At 38.9% G+C, this 15,834-nt stretch carries 13 protein-coding genes; 3 read left to right on the top strand and 10 right to left on the bottom strand.

What is annotated here, in order from left to right:
* The first annotated feature begins 33 nt into the window (after positions 1 to 33).
* Both F606_RS0101370 and F606_RS0101365 read left to right on the top strand, forming a co-directional pair.
* A complete protein-coding gene (locus F606_RS0101370) occupies positions 34 to 1,098 on the top strand; it encodes an HD-GYP domain-containing protein (protein WP_019552066.1) in 1,065 nt (354 codons plus the stop codon).
* A 122-nt stretch (positions 1,099 to 1,220) separates the two neighbouring features.
* Positions 1,221 to 1,721: a hypothetical protein gene (locus F606_RS0101365; RefSeq protein ID WP_019552065.1), complete on the top strand. Its 501-nt coding sequence runs from the start codon at positions 1,221 to 1,223 to the stop codon at positions 1,719 to 1,721.
* 105 nt (positions 1,722 to 1,826) lie between these two features.
* Here F606_RS0101365 and F606_RS0101360 read toward each other — a convergent pair whose 3' ends face one another.
* From F606_RS0101360 to F606_RS0101345, 4 genes are read right to left on the bottom strand one after another with little or no spacing between them, the layout of a single operon-like run.
* Positions 1,827 to 3,044 (bottom strand): ABC transporter permease, encoded by a 1,218-nt coding sequence (locus F606_RS0101360; RefSeq protein WP_019552064.1) that lies wholly within the window; start codon positions 3,042 to 3,044, stop codon positions 1,827 to 1,829.
* Positions 3,034 to 3,732 carry an ABC transporter ATP-binding protein gene (locus F606_RS0101355; RefSeq protein WP_019552063.1) on the bottom strand — a complete coding sequence of 233 codons (699 nt, stop codon included), beginning with the start codon at positions 3,730 to 3,732 and terminating at the stop codon, positions 3,034 to 3,036. Before F606_RS0101355 ends, F606_RS0101360 begins: the two co-directional genes overlap by 11 nt.
* Positions 3,733 to 3,751: 19 nt before the next feature.
* Positions 3,752 to 4,879 (bottom strand): efflux RND transporter periplasmic adaptor subunit, encoded by a 1,128-nt coding sequence (locus F606_RS0101350; protein ID WP_026329180.1) that lies wholly within the window; start codon positions 4,877 to 4,879, stop codon positions 3,752 to 3,754.
* Positions 4,879 to 6,159 carry a TolC family protein gene (locus tag F606_RS0101345; protein ID WP_019552061.1) on the bottom strand — a complete coding sequence of 427 codons (1,281 nt, stop codon included), beginning with the start codon at positions 6,157 to 6,159 and terminating at the stop codon, positions 4,879 to 4,881. The genes F606_RS0101350 and F606_RS0101345 overlap by 1 nt, the downstream gene beginning before the upstream one ends.
* A 399-nt stretch (positions 6,160 to 6,558) precedes the next feature.
* Here F606_RS0101345 and recQ point away from each other — a divergent pair, with 399 nt between their 5' ends.
* Positions 6,559 to 8,715 (top strand): DNA helicase RecQ, encoded by a 2,157-nt coding sequence (gene recQ / locus F606_RS0101340; RefSeq protein WP_019552060.1) that lies wholly within the window; start codon positions 6,559 to 6,561, stop codon positions 8,713 to 8,715.
* Between the two features lie 227 nt (positions 8,716 to 8,942).
* Here recQ and F606_RS0101335 read toward each other — a convergent pair whose 3' ends face one another.
* From F606_RS0101335 to F606_RS0101310, 6 genes are all read right to left on the bottom strand, one after another.
* The gene (locus F606_RS0101335) at positions 8,943 to 9,515 is read right to left on the bottom strand and encodes a cob(I)yrinic acid a,c-diamide adenosyltransferase (protein ID WP_019552059.1); all 573 of its coding nucleotides are present in this window, start codon (positions 9,513 to 9,515) and stop codon (positions 8,943 to 8,945) included.
* A gap of 77 nt (positions 9,516 to 9,592) precedes the next feature.
* Positions 9,593 to 10,156, bottom strand: coding sequence for a nitroreductase family protein (locus F606_RS0101330; protein WP_019552058.1), 564 nt, complete (start codon positions 10,154 to 10,156; stop codon positions 9,593 to 9,595).
* A gap of 151 nt (positions 10,157 to 10,307) precedes the next feature.
* Positions 10,308 to 10,808 (bottom strand): preQ(1) synthase, encoded by a 501-nt coding sequence (gene queF, locus F606_RS0101325; RefSeq protein ID WP_019552057.1) that lies wholly within the window; start codon positions 10,806 to 10,808, stop codon positions 10,308 to 10,310.
* Between the two features lie 14 nt (positions 10,809 to 10,822).
* A complete protein-coding gene (locus tag F606_RS0101320) occupies positions 10,823 to 12,538 on the bottom strand; it encodes a bifunctional diguanylate cyclase/phosphodiesterase (RefSeq protein WP_019552056.1) in 1,716 nt (571 codons plus the stop codon).
* Positions 12,539 to 12,785: 247 nt separating this feature from the next.
* The gene (locus F606_RS0101315) at positions 12,786 to 14,303 is read right to left on the bottom strand and encodes a glycoside hydrolase family 28 protein (RefSeq protein ID WP_019552055.1); all 1,518 of its coding nucleotides are present in this window, start codon (positions 14,301 to 14,303) and stop codon (positions 12,786 to 12,788) included.
* 36 nt (positions 14,304 to 14,339) lie between these two features.
* Complete coding sequence (locus tag F606_RS0101310; RefSeq protein WP_019552054.1) at positions 14,340 to 15,827, bottom strand: UxaA family hydrolase; 1,488 nt, start codon at positions 15,825 to 15,827, stop codon at positions 14,340 to 14,342.
* Positions 15,828 to 15,834 lie beyond the last annotated feature (7 nt).

The following is a 15,834-nucleotide window of genomic DNA, read 5'->3' as shown; positions in this document are numbered from 1 at the left end:
TAAAAAATTCTAGTACTTTAGAGGAGGGTCACGATGAAGAAACTCAATATTAGCAAATTACAGCCAGGAATGGTTTTGGCTCGGACAATTATCAATAGTCAACTAATTGTTGTACTCGCAGAAAATACGATGCTAACCAAAGCACATATTACCCGCTTAACATTTTTGGGTATTGATTCAGTCTTTGTTAAGGATGAATATGAACTTGATTCAACCTATCAGCATGTCGCATCTATTCTAAATCGCAGCAATGCGTTTGTGTCTGAATATGAAGAAGTCTTGCATGTCGCAAGTGAAATTTTTAATGCAGCCGCCAAAACAAAAGACATCCCCGTCGAAAAAGTTGAAAAAATGGTTAAAACATCTGTTGTTCCGCTTGTTAAAGAAAGCGGCGTCATAGATTATCTTTACAAATTAAAACATATGGATAATGAAGCCTATAACCATTCGTTACGTGTTTCAGTCTTATCAGGTGTATTAGGCAAATGGATGAATTTTTCTAAAAATAAAATTGAAGATCTTGTGCTCGCTGGTTTCTTACATGACATCGGAAAAACACAAATGGAACAACGCGTCCTCGATAAGCAAATTGAAAACTTAACCGAAGAAGAATTCGATATTTATATTCAACATACTTTAAATGGCTATCATTTGCTCTCAAAAAAAGCTGAACTTTCCGAAGGAGTAAAATCGGCCGCCTTGCAGCATCATGAACGGATGGACGGATCTGGTTTTCCATTTAATGTAGCAGCAAACGATATCCATGAGTACGCCAAAATTGTTGCTGTGGCTGATTTATATGATACAATCACGACAGAACGTGAAGGATTCCTGAAGCAAACACCATTTTCTGCTATCGAAAAAATAACCCATGAAATGTTTTCCACACTAGATCCCCAAATCTGTATTCCTTTTCTAAATAATATACAGCAAGTATTCATCGGATCTCAGGTTTTATTGTCAGATCAGCGTAAAGGTAAAATCATTCAATATCCAAAAGATTTTGCCGCCTTACCGCTCATTGAAATGGAAGACGGTGAAATCCTCAATATGAATCTTCATCCTAAAATTAAGGTAATTGAATATAATCCTGAATAAAAGCATATTCAAACAAACATAGCAATTATATAGACTATTCGTCTCAAATTAGTTGTTTTCTAATGCAATTCAAAGAAAGATGGTTTATAATGGTGAGTAATCAAAAAATAGGAGGATTCTTCATGAAAAAAAGTATTTTAACACTCACCGCGCTACTTGCTTTAAGTGCAGGTACGACTGTATTTGCTGCTCCAATCAATAATCTGAGTCCAACTGGCACAGCTATTGGAATCGGTACAAATGAGTCTTACATTGAACATAAGGTTTCTGATAATTTTACACTTGGTTATCAATACGTCGATCGTGATGAATATGGTGGTATGAACGACATTTACGGTCAGGTCAATGTCGTTGATCATGTTCGTGTTATTGTTGGGGATCGCAGCAAATTGCCGGGTGATAAGAGTAATTTTTATGGCGGTTTAGCTGTTAATACACCAAATGTAATGGGTGCTGAAGGTTATGTATCTTATGTAGCTGGTTCTGATTTTAACGAAACTCAAGTCGGTGTCAATGTTGCTTTAGTTGCGAATGTTGATCTTAACATCAACTATCATTCTTTCAATCCAGACCATGCCCATAATGAAAATGGTATCGGTATTGGTGCTACCATGAAATTTTAATAACTACATAACAAAAGAAGCCGACCTATGAAGGTCGGCTTCTTTTTGTATCTATTATAAGTTGTTGCATGAAATAGGCTAGATGTATCGGCCTATAAACCATTCTTATTCATAACGAAGTGCATCAATTGGATCTAAAAGAGCTGCTTTTCTGGCCGGATAAATGCCGAAAAACAAACCAATTCCAACCGAAAAACCAAACGATAACAAAATTGGAGCAACTGTAATTACCGTTGTAAAGCCGCCAAATTTAGAGATTGCCATCGCCGCCAGGCAGCCAAAAACAATGCCAATGATTCCGCCAATTACTCCGATAACTACCGATTCAATCAAAAACTGCATCATAATATTTTGAAATGTAGCCCCTAAAGCTTTACGTATACCGATTTCTCTCGTTCTTTCAGTAACCGACACCATCATGATATTCATAATGCCAATTCCGCCCACAAGCAGTGAAATAGCAGCAACACTCCCCAGAAGCAGTGTAATCATCGTAGTAGTCTGCGTCATAGTTTCCATAAGACTAGTTAAGTTTCGCACAGTAAAGTCATCGTCTTTATCACTAAGAATACGATGTCGTTGTCGCAGCAGTGTTTCAATTTCACTTTGTACCTGATCCATTTTCTCCGGATCAGATACCTGAATATTAATTGACTTCACATACGTAATTCCCATAAGACGCTCCTGCCCCGTAGTAAGTGGAACAATCACAATATCATCCTGATCCTGTCCCATGGAAGACTGCCCCTTGCTTTCGAGAACACCAATAATTTTATAAGGTGTATTGTTAATGCGGACATTTTGCCCGACAGGATTCATATCGCTGAATAAATTTGAAGCAACTGTTTTTCCAATCACGGCAACTCGATTTCTAGAAGTTAAATCCGCATTTGTAATAAAGGACCCCGATCCAACTGTCAAGGAACGAATCAGCAAAAACTCCGGTGTAACCCCCTGTACAGTCGTGTTCCAATTCTGATTACCATTTACCACCTGATAAGAACTGCTTACCGTTGGCGATACATAATCTATATTTTTAATTTTATTTTTAATCGCATCTGAATCATCTAATTTAAGTTTTACATTTGACCCCGCAGCACCTCGAACCCCACCCGAAGAAGAAGATCCTGGTGAGACAATCAACATATTGCTGCCCAAACTGGCAATGGAAGTCTGAACTTGCTGCCGGACTCCCATGCCAATCGATACCATGGCAATGACTGCACCAACGCCAATAATAATCCCCAGCATGGTCAATATAGACCGTAATTTATTCGCCAAAAGAGCCGTAATTGCTATCCGGATACTTTCACTAAACAACATCCATAACAACCCCCTTACCCTCATCGCGTGTAATTTTACCATCACGCACTAATAGCTGACGACTTGCATAGGTTGCTATTTCTGGTTCATGTGTAACTAAAATAATCGTTTTCCCCTCTGCATGAAGCTTGCGAAATATCTCCATGATTTCCGTACTGGATTTCGTATCCAAATTCCCTGTTGGTTCATCTGCCATAATAATCCGCGGATCATTTACCAACGCCCGAGCAATTGCTACCCGCTGTCGCTGCCCCCCCGAAAGCTCATTTGGTTGATGATCGCGCCGCGACCCAAGACCAACCGCATCTAAAAAATAAGCTGCCTTCTCCATGCGTTCTTTTTTGGGAACGCCTGCATAAACGAGTGGTAACGCAACATTTTCCCAAGCACTAATTCTCGATAAGAGATTGAAATTTTGAAATACAAATCCGATTTTTTTATTACGCGTCACAGCCAGTTCATCATCACCAAGTTTAGCAACTTCTTCCCCGTCGAGTTCATACGAGCCAACCGTTGGACGATCAAGACAGCCTAATATATTCATCAGCGTTGATTTACCAGAACCAGACGGTCCCATTAAAGCGGAAAATTCACCTTTTTTTATATGCAGATCAATGCCATCGAGCGCAGCTACAGTCTGATCGCCAATTTGATAAATCTTTTTGATGCCAGAAAGACGAATTGTCATAATTTATTTCTCCCCCCTACTACATTGGCGGCGGTCCTTGGCTTGATGACTTTTTTGTCGTTGTTGCTGCGCCTGCTTTATATTCGATCGACACCTGGTCGCCCTCATCGAGCCCATCGACAATTTCAACAAATTCATCGCTGTAAATGCCCGTTGTTACCGTTCTATTTTCAGTTGAGCCATCTGGCTTTACCAAAACAACATACGAGCCGCTATTGTTTGTTTTCAATGCGGTTAATGGTACAGCCAATGTATTTTCTTTGTCTGCTGTATTAATTTCAACTCTGGCAGTCATCGCCGGTTTTAATAAATTATCTGAATCATCCACATCCAAAGTAACACTGTAATAAATTACACTGGCTGTAGTCGAAGATGACGAGGTTGTTGTACTACTTGATTCCGTATCCCAAGTATCACTCGTATCGGTTTGTGAAATTTTAGCCACCGTACCCGTGAATGTTTTTCCACTATACGCGTCTACGGTAAAAGTTGCCTTTTGCCCAATTTTTATATTACCGATATCTGTTTCATCAACTTTAGCATTGATTTGTTTCTGTGACAAATCAGCAATCCGCATAATCACAGTTGGGCTGCTATTGCCCTGAACAGCCATCGTACCTGGCGTTTTTGGCTGACCGACTACCATCCCATCCATCGGTGCTACAATAATCGTTTCATCAATATTATATTGAACACCCTCCAGAGCGCTTTGTGCCGTCTGATAATTATATAGGGCATCTTCGAGATCCTCATCAGACTTTGCACCAATCGATTGTAGATAAGAAATACGTTTATATTTTGCTCTTGTATTTGTCACTTTATATTCCGCTTCGGCTTTTTCTGTTTCGAGTTCTTTATCTTCCAGTATTGCTACCGTCTGTCCAGCGGTTACTGAATCATTTTCTTTGACCGGAACCGACTTGATACGAGCCGTAATCTTGGGACTAACCTCTACTGATTGAACTGGCTTTATAGTGCCGGTTGCCGAAACCACGGACTTCATATTCATTCGTGCAACAGCTACCGTTTCAACTGCCAAACTATTTTTAGCTGCCAGCTGCTGTTGATAATAATAATACCCGCCAGCACTTATTATAAGCAAAATCAAAACAAGAATAACAATCCACTTCAACTTTATTTTTTTCATCATTTTGTCACCCCATCACGTAATCCCATAACATTTTCCAACGTTGCTTTATATCGTGCATAATCATATTGGGCACTTATATAGTTGAGTTGTGCTGTTGATAATGCCAGCTGCGCATCAATGATATCCAGCATTAAACCTTCACCAGCTTTATATTTTTCATTAGCAATATAATTGTCTTCTTGGGCCTGTTTTATTGCATTCGCAGTAGACGTGAAACGTTTTTCAGCTTCTTTCATATTTAGGTATGCCTGCCGAACGGCAAGATCCACATCATCTTGTTCTTTTTCCAGTTCAAGTGTTGCTTCTTCCACCGCAACTTTTGCTGCTTTTATATTTGAATTGGTTACGTTGCTATCAAATAAATTCCAGCTTGCTGATACACCAGCTGTATAATTATAATCACTAGAACTCGGCAGAACCTGTTTATCCCAGCTCGTGCTAACCGATACGTCAACTTGCGGCTTTTTATCCGCTGCGGCGATATCAATATCCCGTTCAGCTACACTAACTGCAAGCTTCGCCGCTTGCAGATCTTTACGATTTACCATAGCATAATCCAAACAACTATACAGGTCTTTATCAAAAACACGATACGAAAAGTCATCCGTAAGACTTAGCGGTTCATCGCGATCCATCTTGATTATATTTTTTAATGTACTTACAGCAATGTCATAAGAATTTTGGGCCTTGATCAAAGTTTGCCTGGCATTAGACAATTCTACATCCGAACGAAGTACTTCCACCCGCGCTTTACTGCCAGCCGCATAAAGCTGCTGTACATTCGTTAGATGAGCTTGATAATTGTCGACAGATTCTTGATCCACATCTACTGTTTTTTTTGCTTCAAGAATATCATAGTATGCCTTAATCGTATCAAGTACGATATTTTCTTGAGTACGCGCCGTATTTAGTTCACTGGTCGTAATCGCATCTTTCTTGCTATCAATATTTAGTTCATTTTTCCCGCCTGTATAAAGCGGCATAGATGCGGTAATACCATTGCTATTTCCATTGGTATAAATTTGATCAGCACCATCACTGATGCTAAATTTACTGCTGGCTGAAATAGAAAATCCATTCGCCCCTTTGGCAGCATTCAGATTAGCCGCTGCTTTTTCTTCCCCTTTGGCGGCAATCTTAATTTGTGGATTTTGATTCAATGCCATGGCTACCGCTTCATCTAATGACAAAGCTGCACATGCACCTAATGATATATTCCACAAAAAACAACCCGCAAATAAAAGCACGACTCGTTTTAAACATGATTTCCTCATCATCTTTTCTTACACCCCTTCACTTCCCGTTTACAATTACCAATACGCTACTATTTTAAAGCGTATTTCTTTGAAACGCCTTTGAGCGTTATTAGAAATACTCATAAAAATTGCAATGTAAACTGAACGGATTACATTGCCTGTTAAAAATATTTGTTCTGCTCTTATCTACTCTTTCTTACAGTATAATACAAAATCAAGCATCCGGCTACAAATTAGAAGGTTTCTGCTATACTAATAAAGAAATAGATACTATAGAATACATTTTAAAAAAAATTGTGGCTAGCTTATCAGTCTGCCAAGAATGGGATATAGGTATGCCCCCTTCCTGACGATTGCCATATATAATATTTAATGTAACTTGTATATATACATAAAATAGAAAGGATGTTTTTTACATCTATGCTTAAACAAGCTCTTACAATCTTAAAGAAATTCTATGGTTATGACGCCTTTCGTCCCGGTCAGGAAAATATTATAGTCAATTTGCTGCAAGGTAAAGATACTGTAGCGATCATGCCTACCGGAGCGGGAAAATCAATTTGTTTTCAGATACCAGCCCTGATCCTGCCCGGTATTACACTCGTTGTATCACCTCTCATCTCACTAATGAAAGATCAGGTAGATGCACTCGCTCAGCAGGGAATCCCGGCAACCTATATTAACAGTTCCCTTGCCAGCAGCGAAGTCAGCCGCCGGCTTTACGATATCAGTGAAAATAGATACAAACTGGTTTATGTAGCCCCGGAACGCCTTTCTACTGATTATTTCCAATCCATTTTAAATAAAATAACAATCAGCATGCTGGCAATCGACGAAGCGCATTGTCTTTCGCAATGGGGCCATGATTTCCGGCCCAGTTATCAACAAATCACCCCCTTTATCCATTCCCTCAAAAGTCGACCAATCATCAGTGCTTTTACAGCGACAGCTACCCCTGAAGTAAAAGACGATATTATTATGCTGCTGGGTTTGGATCACCCTAACGTACAAGTTAATGGTTTTGATCGCCCCAATCTGTATTTCAGCGTATTGCGCGGTGAAGATAAAAAGAAATATATTATTAACTATGTCAAAAACCATGCCGATCAATCCGGCATCATTTACGCGGCTACTCGCAAAGAGGTCGACTCTATCTATGAACTTTTGACGCAAAAAGGATTAAAAGCCGGTCATTACCATGCCGGAATTTCCGATATGGAACGGACTCGCCAGCAAGATGATTATCTCTATGATAACATCCAGGTTATGGTTGCGACCAACGCCTTTGGTATGGGCATTGATAAATCAAATGTGCGCTATGTCATTCATTATAATATGCCAAAAAATATTGAGGCCTATTATCAAGAAGCAGGGCGCAGTGGGCGTGACGGTGAACCTGGCGAATGCATCCTGCTATTTAGTTCCCAAGATACGATGACACAAAAATTTCTTATTGATGTCTCAACTGAAAACGAAGAACGTAAGGCACATGAATTTGGCAAGCTGCAAACCATGGTGGATTATTGTCATACCCCTGACTGCTTGCGTAAATTCATAGTCCAGTATTTTGGCGAAACAAAAGCACCTGACACTTGTGATAATTGCAGCAATTGTAATGATGAATCAGAACTCGTAGACATCACCGTTGATGCCCAAAAAATTTTCTCTTGTATCTATCGGATGAATGAACGTTTTGGTATCACCATGATTGCAGATGTATTAAAAGGATCACAAAATAAAAATGTATTAAAATTCCACTTTGATGCAATCTCCACATACGGGATTCTCAGTGAACGCACCGTAAAAGATATCAAACTCATTATTCAGCGCCTCGCTGCCACACAATATTTAACCTTAACAGAAAGCGAATACCCTGTTGTCAAATTGACACAAAATGCCTATGCTGTCATGAAAGGTCAATCCTCGGTATGGCAAAAAATCAGTAAAGAACGCAAAGCCAATATTGATTCTTCTTTATTTCAAACCCTGCGTACACTGCGTAAAGAACTGGCTTCCAAAGACAATGTTCCACCTTATCTTGTATTTTCTGATGCTACATTGCAGGACATGTGCAGCCAGCTTCCCCTTACCTTACAAGATATGCGTCAAGTAAAAGGGATTGGCGAACGTAAATTAGAAAAATACGGCGACCTTTTTTTACGGGTTATTATAGAACAAACATCGGCTGAAACAGTTTCCAATTTGCAGCTTCCCCGCCACAATGAAATTAACACCGAAACAAAAAAGGAAAAGACCGCCACGAACAAACAGGAAAAAATATCTACGTATGAACAGACTTATGCTTTATATAAACAAGGCTTCACGGCTGAAGAAATAGCCGCTTCCCGTAAGCTAAAACTCGACACAATCATCCAGCATTTTTGTCGATTATCGCTTGAAAGACCCGAAGAAAACATCAATCTCGATCAATTTATTCCTGAAGGATCAGAAATAAATATCCTCAATGCCATCAAAAAAATCGGCTCAATAAAAGCCGTATCCGCTATTAAAACTGCTTTACCCGATACATCGTATGGTGCGATTCAAGCAGTTATCGCAAAGTATAAAATCCATTAAAATACAGGTATCAAATGTTTAATGAAGCTTATATATGGCATTAAACATTTGATATGGCAGTCGTCAGGAATGGGATTAGGCCTCCGTGGCGTTACGTAGGAAGCAAACGATGCCTTAACCCCATTTCTGGCAGACTGATAGACTGGATGTAATTTCTTTAATGCGTTTTCTATACAGTAAAAATGAGACGCGATATTCTTATTCGCGCCTCATTTTTATATGATTTTTTAATTTTCAATCCCCAGGCGAGCCTGTATCCCTTTTGTATAATAATGCTTAATCTCCTGCATTTCGGTAACGAGATCGGCTCTAGCTATCAGCCATGCTGGAGCATTACGCCCCGTCATGACAATCTCTATTTTCGGCGGACAAATTAGTAAGAACTGCTCTACCGCTTTACGTGAAAGAAGCTTGAAAAAAAGAGCTACATTGATTTCATCCAGAATTAACATGTCATATTTCTTTGCCAGTGCTGCTTCAACTACTTCTTGAAAGCCTGCTTCCATTAATGCAATATAATCAGCTGGCGGTTTTCCTGCCGGGAAAATGACCACTTCATCACCCCAGTCCTTTTTTTGTTTCTCTGACAGCATGCCTTCCTCGGCAATAAAAAAAGGTTTTCCCGTTGTCTTCAATACCAGATTTTTCGAAAGATTTTTTAGTATATTCTGTTCACTATAAGCCAGACCCTTCATGAACTGCATAAAAAAAATCCGTTTATCAGCTCCAAGAGCACGAATTGTAAGACCAATAGCAGCAGTCGTCTTCCCCTTGCCAGTACCGGTATAGATTTGAATCATAATTCTTCTATCTCCCCAAAAACGACGCTTTCTTAACGAAAACGTCGTTTTTTTTTTATTATGATACTTTATTTTCCCTAGCGGATAATGTGCACAATATCATCATTTAAACAAACCGCCCCAGGTGAACTAATCGCTTCTTTATAACCAAAAACACCTGCACACAAAGGAGTATACAACGGAGGAAGACTAATTTCATCCACAATTTCTTTGCCTTCCTGCGAATCAAATAAAATTTTCAGTGAATGAGTCCAACACGAACCGATGCCAAATTTCTCAGCAGCGAGCATCATACTGCCAAAAACAGTGTTGGCGGCATCCTGCGCATATTTGATATCATTTTTACCAGAGATAATGAGCAAGGTCGGCGCATTCTTTAGAAAATTAAAAGGCTCTTCACTTTGCCTGTCTTTAAATAAATCATGCCCATAAGCCAAAAAAGCCTCACTATTTTTGGCATTGATTTTACTGAGTACACTTTTATTTTGAATCACTGTAAAATGCCATGGCTGATTTTTTACTGCAGTTGAAATTAATTTACCCGATTCCAGGATTTCTGTAAGTTCCTCGTCCTTAATCTGTCGCGTATCAAAACTATGAATGCTGCGTCTGGTCAATACATTTCTCAATAAATTATTCATAAAAATCCAACTCCCATACTCTTCAAACATCCCATAATATGATGCAAGAAACCCCCAGCAATGTTTCACGTTCCTATAGAAACATTATACTATAGAGCTTATTTAATGAAAAGATGTATTCCCTATCCTGGCATGTAAAAGAAAAATTATTTCACCGGTTATCTACACGATCCATCCCCATCAAATCATGCTGTTTAAAACGATCCCAGGCTAATGCTTCATACTTCGTTCCCATTTTTCCATAATTTGCATACGGATCAATCGAAATGCCCCCGCGCGGCAAAAATTTACCCCATACCTCAATATAACGTGGGTCCATTAATTTAATCAAGTCTTTCATGATAATATTCACGACATCTTCATGAAAATCTCCATGATTTCGAAAACTCACCAAATACAATTTAAGTGACTTGCTTTCCACCATTTTTCGCTCAGGAATATATGAAATATAAATCGTAGCAAAATCCGGCTGCCCTGTAATCGGACAAAGGCTTGTAAACTCAGGGCAGTTAAACTTGACCCAATAATCATTCATCGGATGTTTATTATCAAAAGTTTCTAAAATCCCTGGCACATAATCATATCCATATTGCACATTTTTTTGTCCTAATAACGTAATGTCAGGCATCTCTTCTTTTTTTCTCTCTACCATAAGTCTCGCTTCCTCTAAATTACTTTTACTTTTAAATTTTCTTGATCAATAATAAATTTTCGGACAAAATCCGCTTTAGGTGCCGGTCGACCAAATAAATAGCCCTGAATCGTATCTGCCTTGCATTGATCAAGTAAGAGCTGATATTCTTCCTTCTCTTCTACACCTTCAATACAAACAGTCATACCAACACTATGACATAGTTTAACCGTATATTCAATCAACATTTTATCAAAATCATTTTGTAAGATTTTCTTCACAAATTCACGATCAATCTTCACAATATCCGTTGATAAATTTTTAAGATAACTAAGTGATGAATAGCCTGTTCCAAAATCATCCATCGCGATATTAACACCTTGTTTGCGAAAAAAATCAAACTCTCGATTCACAAATTCCCAATCCGAAACAATACAGCTCTCCGTAAGTTCTAATGTAATCGACTTTGCTGCTATATTGTATCGAGCCATACAGTCTTGAACAAATTCCTTGAAGGTAACATCCTTCAGTTGCTCATACGATACATTAATGCTCATCGTAATATCGGGCACTAATTCTTGCCACTCTTTGCAAACCTTCACAGCCTCTTCAAAAACCCATTTTCCTACTGGAATAATTAGTTTCGTCTCTTCCAGCAGTGGTATAAAATTCATGGGAGCCACCATCTTCCCCCGGCTATTATGCCAGCGCAGCAAAGCTTCCGCACCTTTTAAAGTACGATCAACCGCATCAACCTGTGGCTGGAAAAATAATTCGAATTCTTTGCAGCCGTTTTCAACACTCACTTTTAGTTCATCCCGAAGCGAAATTGATTTAACCCATCGATTGTAGGTTTCTTTTGAGAAAAAGCACAGTTTGTTTTTACCGCTTTGTTTTGCAAGTTCCAAGGCCACCTCAGCATGTTTATGCAGTGATAAATAATTTTTTCCATCTTTTGGGAAAAATACAGTACCGGCTGAAATTGTACAAAGATATTTCCGTTTATCAAGCTCATGCTGACTATTGGTATAGCGTTGCAACGACTGAAACAAATCCACAACATCCACGTTGATGGCTTTCGAATAAATAATCGCAAACTCATCACCATCCAGCTTATAAAGTTTAACACCCGCGGGCAGGATATTTTCAATCTTACGACCAATTCGATTGAGCACCAGATCACCAAAAAAACGATTATACGTTTCATTAATGATTTTAAAATTATCAACACCAAATATCACCAGTGATCCACCTTCACCTGTGTTCCGAAAACTATCTAAGGCTGCTTTGACATCTATTTCAAACTGATACTTATTTAAAAGTCCGGTTACTATATCGGCCCGACTTCTCCGTACCAGCCGAGACAATGTCCCAACAAATAGGGCACGCTCTCCAGATGAGTCACAGATCACTTTACCATGGCAATGCATCCATACATATTCATGCTGTCTATTTTTAATACGATATTCCAGCTTATATTCATCCGTCTTATGTTCTAGAATTTCTCGCGTACTCGTTACGTAATTCGCTACGTCATCAGGATGAATCAACTGCGACCAAGACTTGATTATATCCGGCAAAATGTCTCCTGGCAAATCAAACTCTTGCACTAACTTTGGTGAAAGCATTGTAATATTTGCCTTTGCATCATAAGCGAAAAGATATTCTTCACAAGTTTCTTTTAAAATGTCAAATAAGAATTTACCTTTTCCCAGCATGCTTTCAGGCGGAATTTTTATATGCTGTTTCATTTTTTATTCCATCCATGTTCTGATTTTTTTCTAATCATTCAAACAAAATCAATTGATCCTATTTAAATAATATACAAAATCCAGCCTTTATTCAATCATATAATTAAAATAATTGCCATACAGCTTTAAATACAGCAAAAATAAGACTATCATCCTAAGACAATAGTCTTGCTTCATATAGTATTATCAACTGTTTTCATAGAACTATAAAATCATTTCAATAAATATAAGCCATTTTACCCATTATTTAAAATGACAAATACTCAACTATAGACCCATTGTCAACATTCATAAGAGAATCTTCTATCTTTTGTCCATTGATAGAAACATTTTTAAAGCGCAGTCCCTTTACATTACGCAAAACAGATTTTTTCTCAACCCCATCCAATACAGCATCTTCAATCGTAACATTTTCAATCGGGGAGTTCGCAAAACCTTTTAAGTACAAAGCATTTTCAGCATCAATGCTGCCACCTGCGGCGGTTTTTATATTTGATAAGGTAATGTTTTTCAAACTTGGCATAAATGTACCGTTTTCACCTTCTTCATAAAAGAAATCCGCATATACTACAGCAACTTTTGATTTATTCACTACACTGTTTTTTATGTAAATATTTTCCATATATCCGCCTCGTTTTGCATTGGTTTTAAAACGGATTGGATAATCAAGTTCCGTGCTATCAAAATAATTATCATGCGCAAAAATATCATGCACGCCACCCGAAATTTCACTGCCAATCGTAATCCCGCCATGACCATTGCTAAAATGATTATTACGGATAATAATATTTTCTGTTGGCACCGCAATCCTTCGGCCTTCATTATTACGTCCAGATTTTATGGCAATGCAGTCGTCACCAGTTAGAAACGAACAATTTTCAATAATCATATTGCGGCATGATTCAGGATCAACGCCATCATTATTATATAAATCTGTATCGATAGAAATATGTCTTATCTTGATATTTTCACATAATACGGGATTAATTTCCCAAAATGGTGAATTTATTATATTAATATCTTCGATTAATATATTTTTTGATTTATAAGGCTGAATAAAAGGCGGACGCAGGGTTGAAATATTTTCCTCGAAAATACGTTCTGTTTGCGTATCACGACCCAGTTCGCCCAGTTCAAAAAGACGTTCACGTTGAATCTGTTGATCCGTTTGACCAAAGTAGGCAAATTTCCATGGCATCCAGTTAAATTCATCTGCCGCACCATCCAGCGTACCTTTGCCGGTAATTGCAATGTTTTCCTCTTCATAACAATAAAGAAACGGTGAAAAGTTCATGCATTCGACGCCTTCCCAGCGACTGTAACGCAAAGGATAATATTCATTGGTTTTATTGCGGACAAATTTCAACACAGCATGTTCTTCAATATGCAGCTCCACATTACTTCGCAGATAAATCGCACCCGTATAATAACAGTCCTGCCCATTATCCGGCACTACGACAATGCCGCCCCCAGCTGCACTTGCTTCATCAATAGCTGCCTGAATGACTTCACCATAATACGAAATCATATGCGCATGTTTTTTTAACTTTTTCTGATTATAAACAAGATCCGCTTTAAGCTCTGCTTTCGTTCCCGGATAAGGACCATCTGGATGTGTAAAATAAATTTCCGTGATTTTTCGAATAAGCTTTTTGTATTTAGCATCCGTTATGCAATATATCTTTCTGTCTTTAAATTCCGGCATTGCCCGATCTACCTTATTGTCAATTTTTGCATACAAATCTTCATTCCACTCAAACTGCATCACTATTTCCTCCCCATTTATCTGCCAATCAACGAATCAGAGTGTTACACCATCTTTAAAAATTACCAGCTCATGCTTATCAAGCGCTTCCGATTTAGCCCGTTTTGTGCCGGATGCGATCTGTAAAACAAACTCAAAAAAGTCCGTTTCTACCTTCGTCATTTTTTCACCTTGTAAAAGCACCCCTGCATCAAAATCAATCCAATTCTTTTTAAACTTTGCCAAAGCTGAATTGCTGGAAATTTTGATCGTTGGTACCGGACAGGCAAATGGTGTTCCGCGGCCAGTTGTAAAAAGAACCATATGCGCCCCGGACGCAGCTAAAGCATTCGCTGCCACCAAATCGTTTCCTGGCGCCTGCAATAGATTAAGGCCCTTACTGGTCAGAGTTTCTCCGTAGCCAAGGACATCTTCAATCACGGCACTGCCGCCTTTTTGGACACAGCCCAGCGATTTGTCTTCCAACGTCGTAATCCCGCCTTCTTTATTTCCTGGGGATGGATTTTCATTGATTTTTTCACCATAATGCATAAAATATTCTTTAAAATGATTAATCAGCTGCACAGTCTTATCAAAAATGGCTTGATCTTTACAGCGATTCATCAGAAGTGTTTCCGCACCAAACATTTCCGGCACCTCAGTCAAAATAGATGTGCCGCCTTCGGCGATAATCTGATTCGACAGCTGCCCCACAAGCGGATTCGCCGAAATACCCGAAAAGCCATCCGACCCGCCGCATTTAAGACCAATAACCAACTGATCTACACTGCAAGATTCACGTTTGAACGAAGCCGCGTATGCACAAAGTTCTTTCATCACCGAAAGTGCGGTGGCAACTTCATCTTCATGTTCCTGACAGACCAGGAACTTTACACGATTATCATCATAATCACCCAGTATTTCCTTCATCGAATCAATTTGATTATTTTCACACCCCAAGCCCAAAACAAGCACTGCGCCAGCATTTGGATGTTTAATCAGACCACTCAAGATTTTTTGTGTATTATGATGGTCATCCCCCAGTTGTGAACAGCCATGCGGATGACTGTAAGCATAAATCCCATCAATTGTATCGGTCATAAATTCCTGCTGCGCTGCTGTTTCAATACATCTGGCAATCGCATTGACACACCCCACTGTAGGCACGATCCAAACTTCATTACGGATACCCACACTGCCATTTTTACGTTTATAGCCCATAAACGTATGTGACTTTTGTTTTTTTATCGTTTCAAAGTCAGGTGTATAATGATACTCTAAAATTTCTCCCAGTCCTGATTTCACATTATGGGTATGAACCCATTGGCCAGCTCTGATATCCTTTTTGGCAAAACCAATCGGCGAACCATATTTGACAACCGGTGAACCCGCATCAATCGGCAGTAAAGCCATCTTATGTCCTGGCAAAACCACTTCTTCTGCCGTAACATTAAAACCATCCACCTCGATTTTTTCACCCTGTTCTACTGCCTGTAACGCTACAGCAACATTATCTTTGTCATGAATACGAATCATTTTTTTCATAAAGACA

The sequence above is a fragment of the Propionispira raffinosivorans DSM 20765 genome, from assembly GCF_000381065.1.
GTDB lineage: Bacteria > Bacillota > Negativicutes > Selenomonadales > Selenomonadaceae > Propionispira > Propionispira raffinosivorans.
The sequence above is the reverse complement of the archived record's forward strand: the minus strand, read 5'-3'. Positions and strand labels throughout refer to the sequence as shown.

Excerpts from the sequence above, each read along its gene's own strand:
- F606_RS0101370 (WP_019552066.1), top strand. The coding sequence starts at position 34 with ATGAAGAAACTCAATATTAGCAAATTACAGCCAGGAATGGTTTTGGCT.
- F606_RS0101365 (WP_019552065.1), top strand. The coding sequence starts at position 1,221 with ATGAAAAAAAGTATTTTAACACTCACCGCGCTACTTGCTTTAAGTGCA.
- F606_RS0101360 (WP_019552064.1), bottom strand. The coding sequence starts at position 3,044 with ATGTTGTTTAGTGAAAGTATCCGGATAGCAATTACGGCTCTTTTGGCG.
- F606_RS0101355 (WP_019552063.1), bottom strand. The coding sequence starts at position 3,732 with ATGACAATTCGTCTTTCTGGCATCAAAAAGATTTATCAAATTGGCGAT.
- F606_RS0101350 (WP_026329180.1), bottom strand. The coding sequence starts at position 4,879 with ATGAAAAAAATAAAGTTGAAGTGGATTGTTATTCTTGTTTTGATTTTG.
- F606_RS0101345 (WP_019552061.1), bottom strand. The coding sequence starts at position 6,159 with ATGATGAGGAAATCATGTTTAAAACGAGTCGTGCTTTTATTTGCGGGT.
- recQ (WP_019552060.1), top strand. The coding sequence starts at position 6,559 with ATGCTTAAACAAGCTCTTACAATCTTAAAGAAATTCTATGGTTATGAC.
- F606_RS0101335 (WP_019552059.1), bottom strand. The coding sequence starts at position 9,515 with ATGATTCAAATCTATACCGGTACTGGCAAGGGGAAGACGACTGCTGCT.
- F606_RS0101330 (WP_019552058.1), bottom strand. The coding sequence starts at position 10,156 with ATGAATAATTTATTGAGAAATGTATTGACCAGACGCAGCATTCATAGT.
- queF (WP_019552057.1), bottom strand. The coding sequence starts at position 10,808 with ATGGTAGAGAGAAAAAAAGAAGAGATGCCTGACATTACGTTATTAGGA.
- F606_RS0101320 (WP_019552056.1), bottom strand. The coding sequence starts at position 12,538 with ATGAAACAGCATATAAAAATTCCGCCTGAAAGCATGCTGGGAAAAGGT.
- F606_RS0101315 (WP_019552055.1), bottom strand. The coding sequence starts at position 14,303 with ATGCAGTTTGAGTGGAATGAAGATTTGTATGCAAAAATTGACAATAAG.
- F606_RS0101310 (WP_019552054.1), bottom strand. The coding sequence starts at position 15,827 with ATGAAAAAAATGATTCGTATTCATGACAAAGATAATGTTGCTGTAGCG.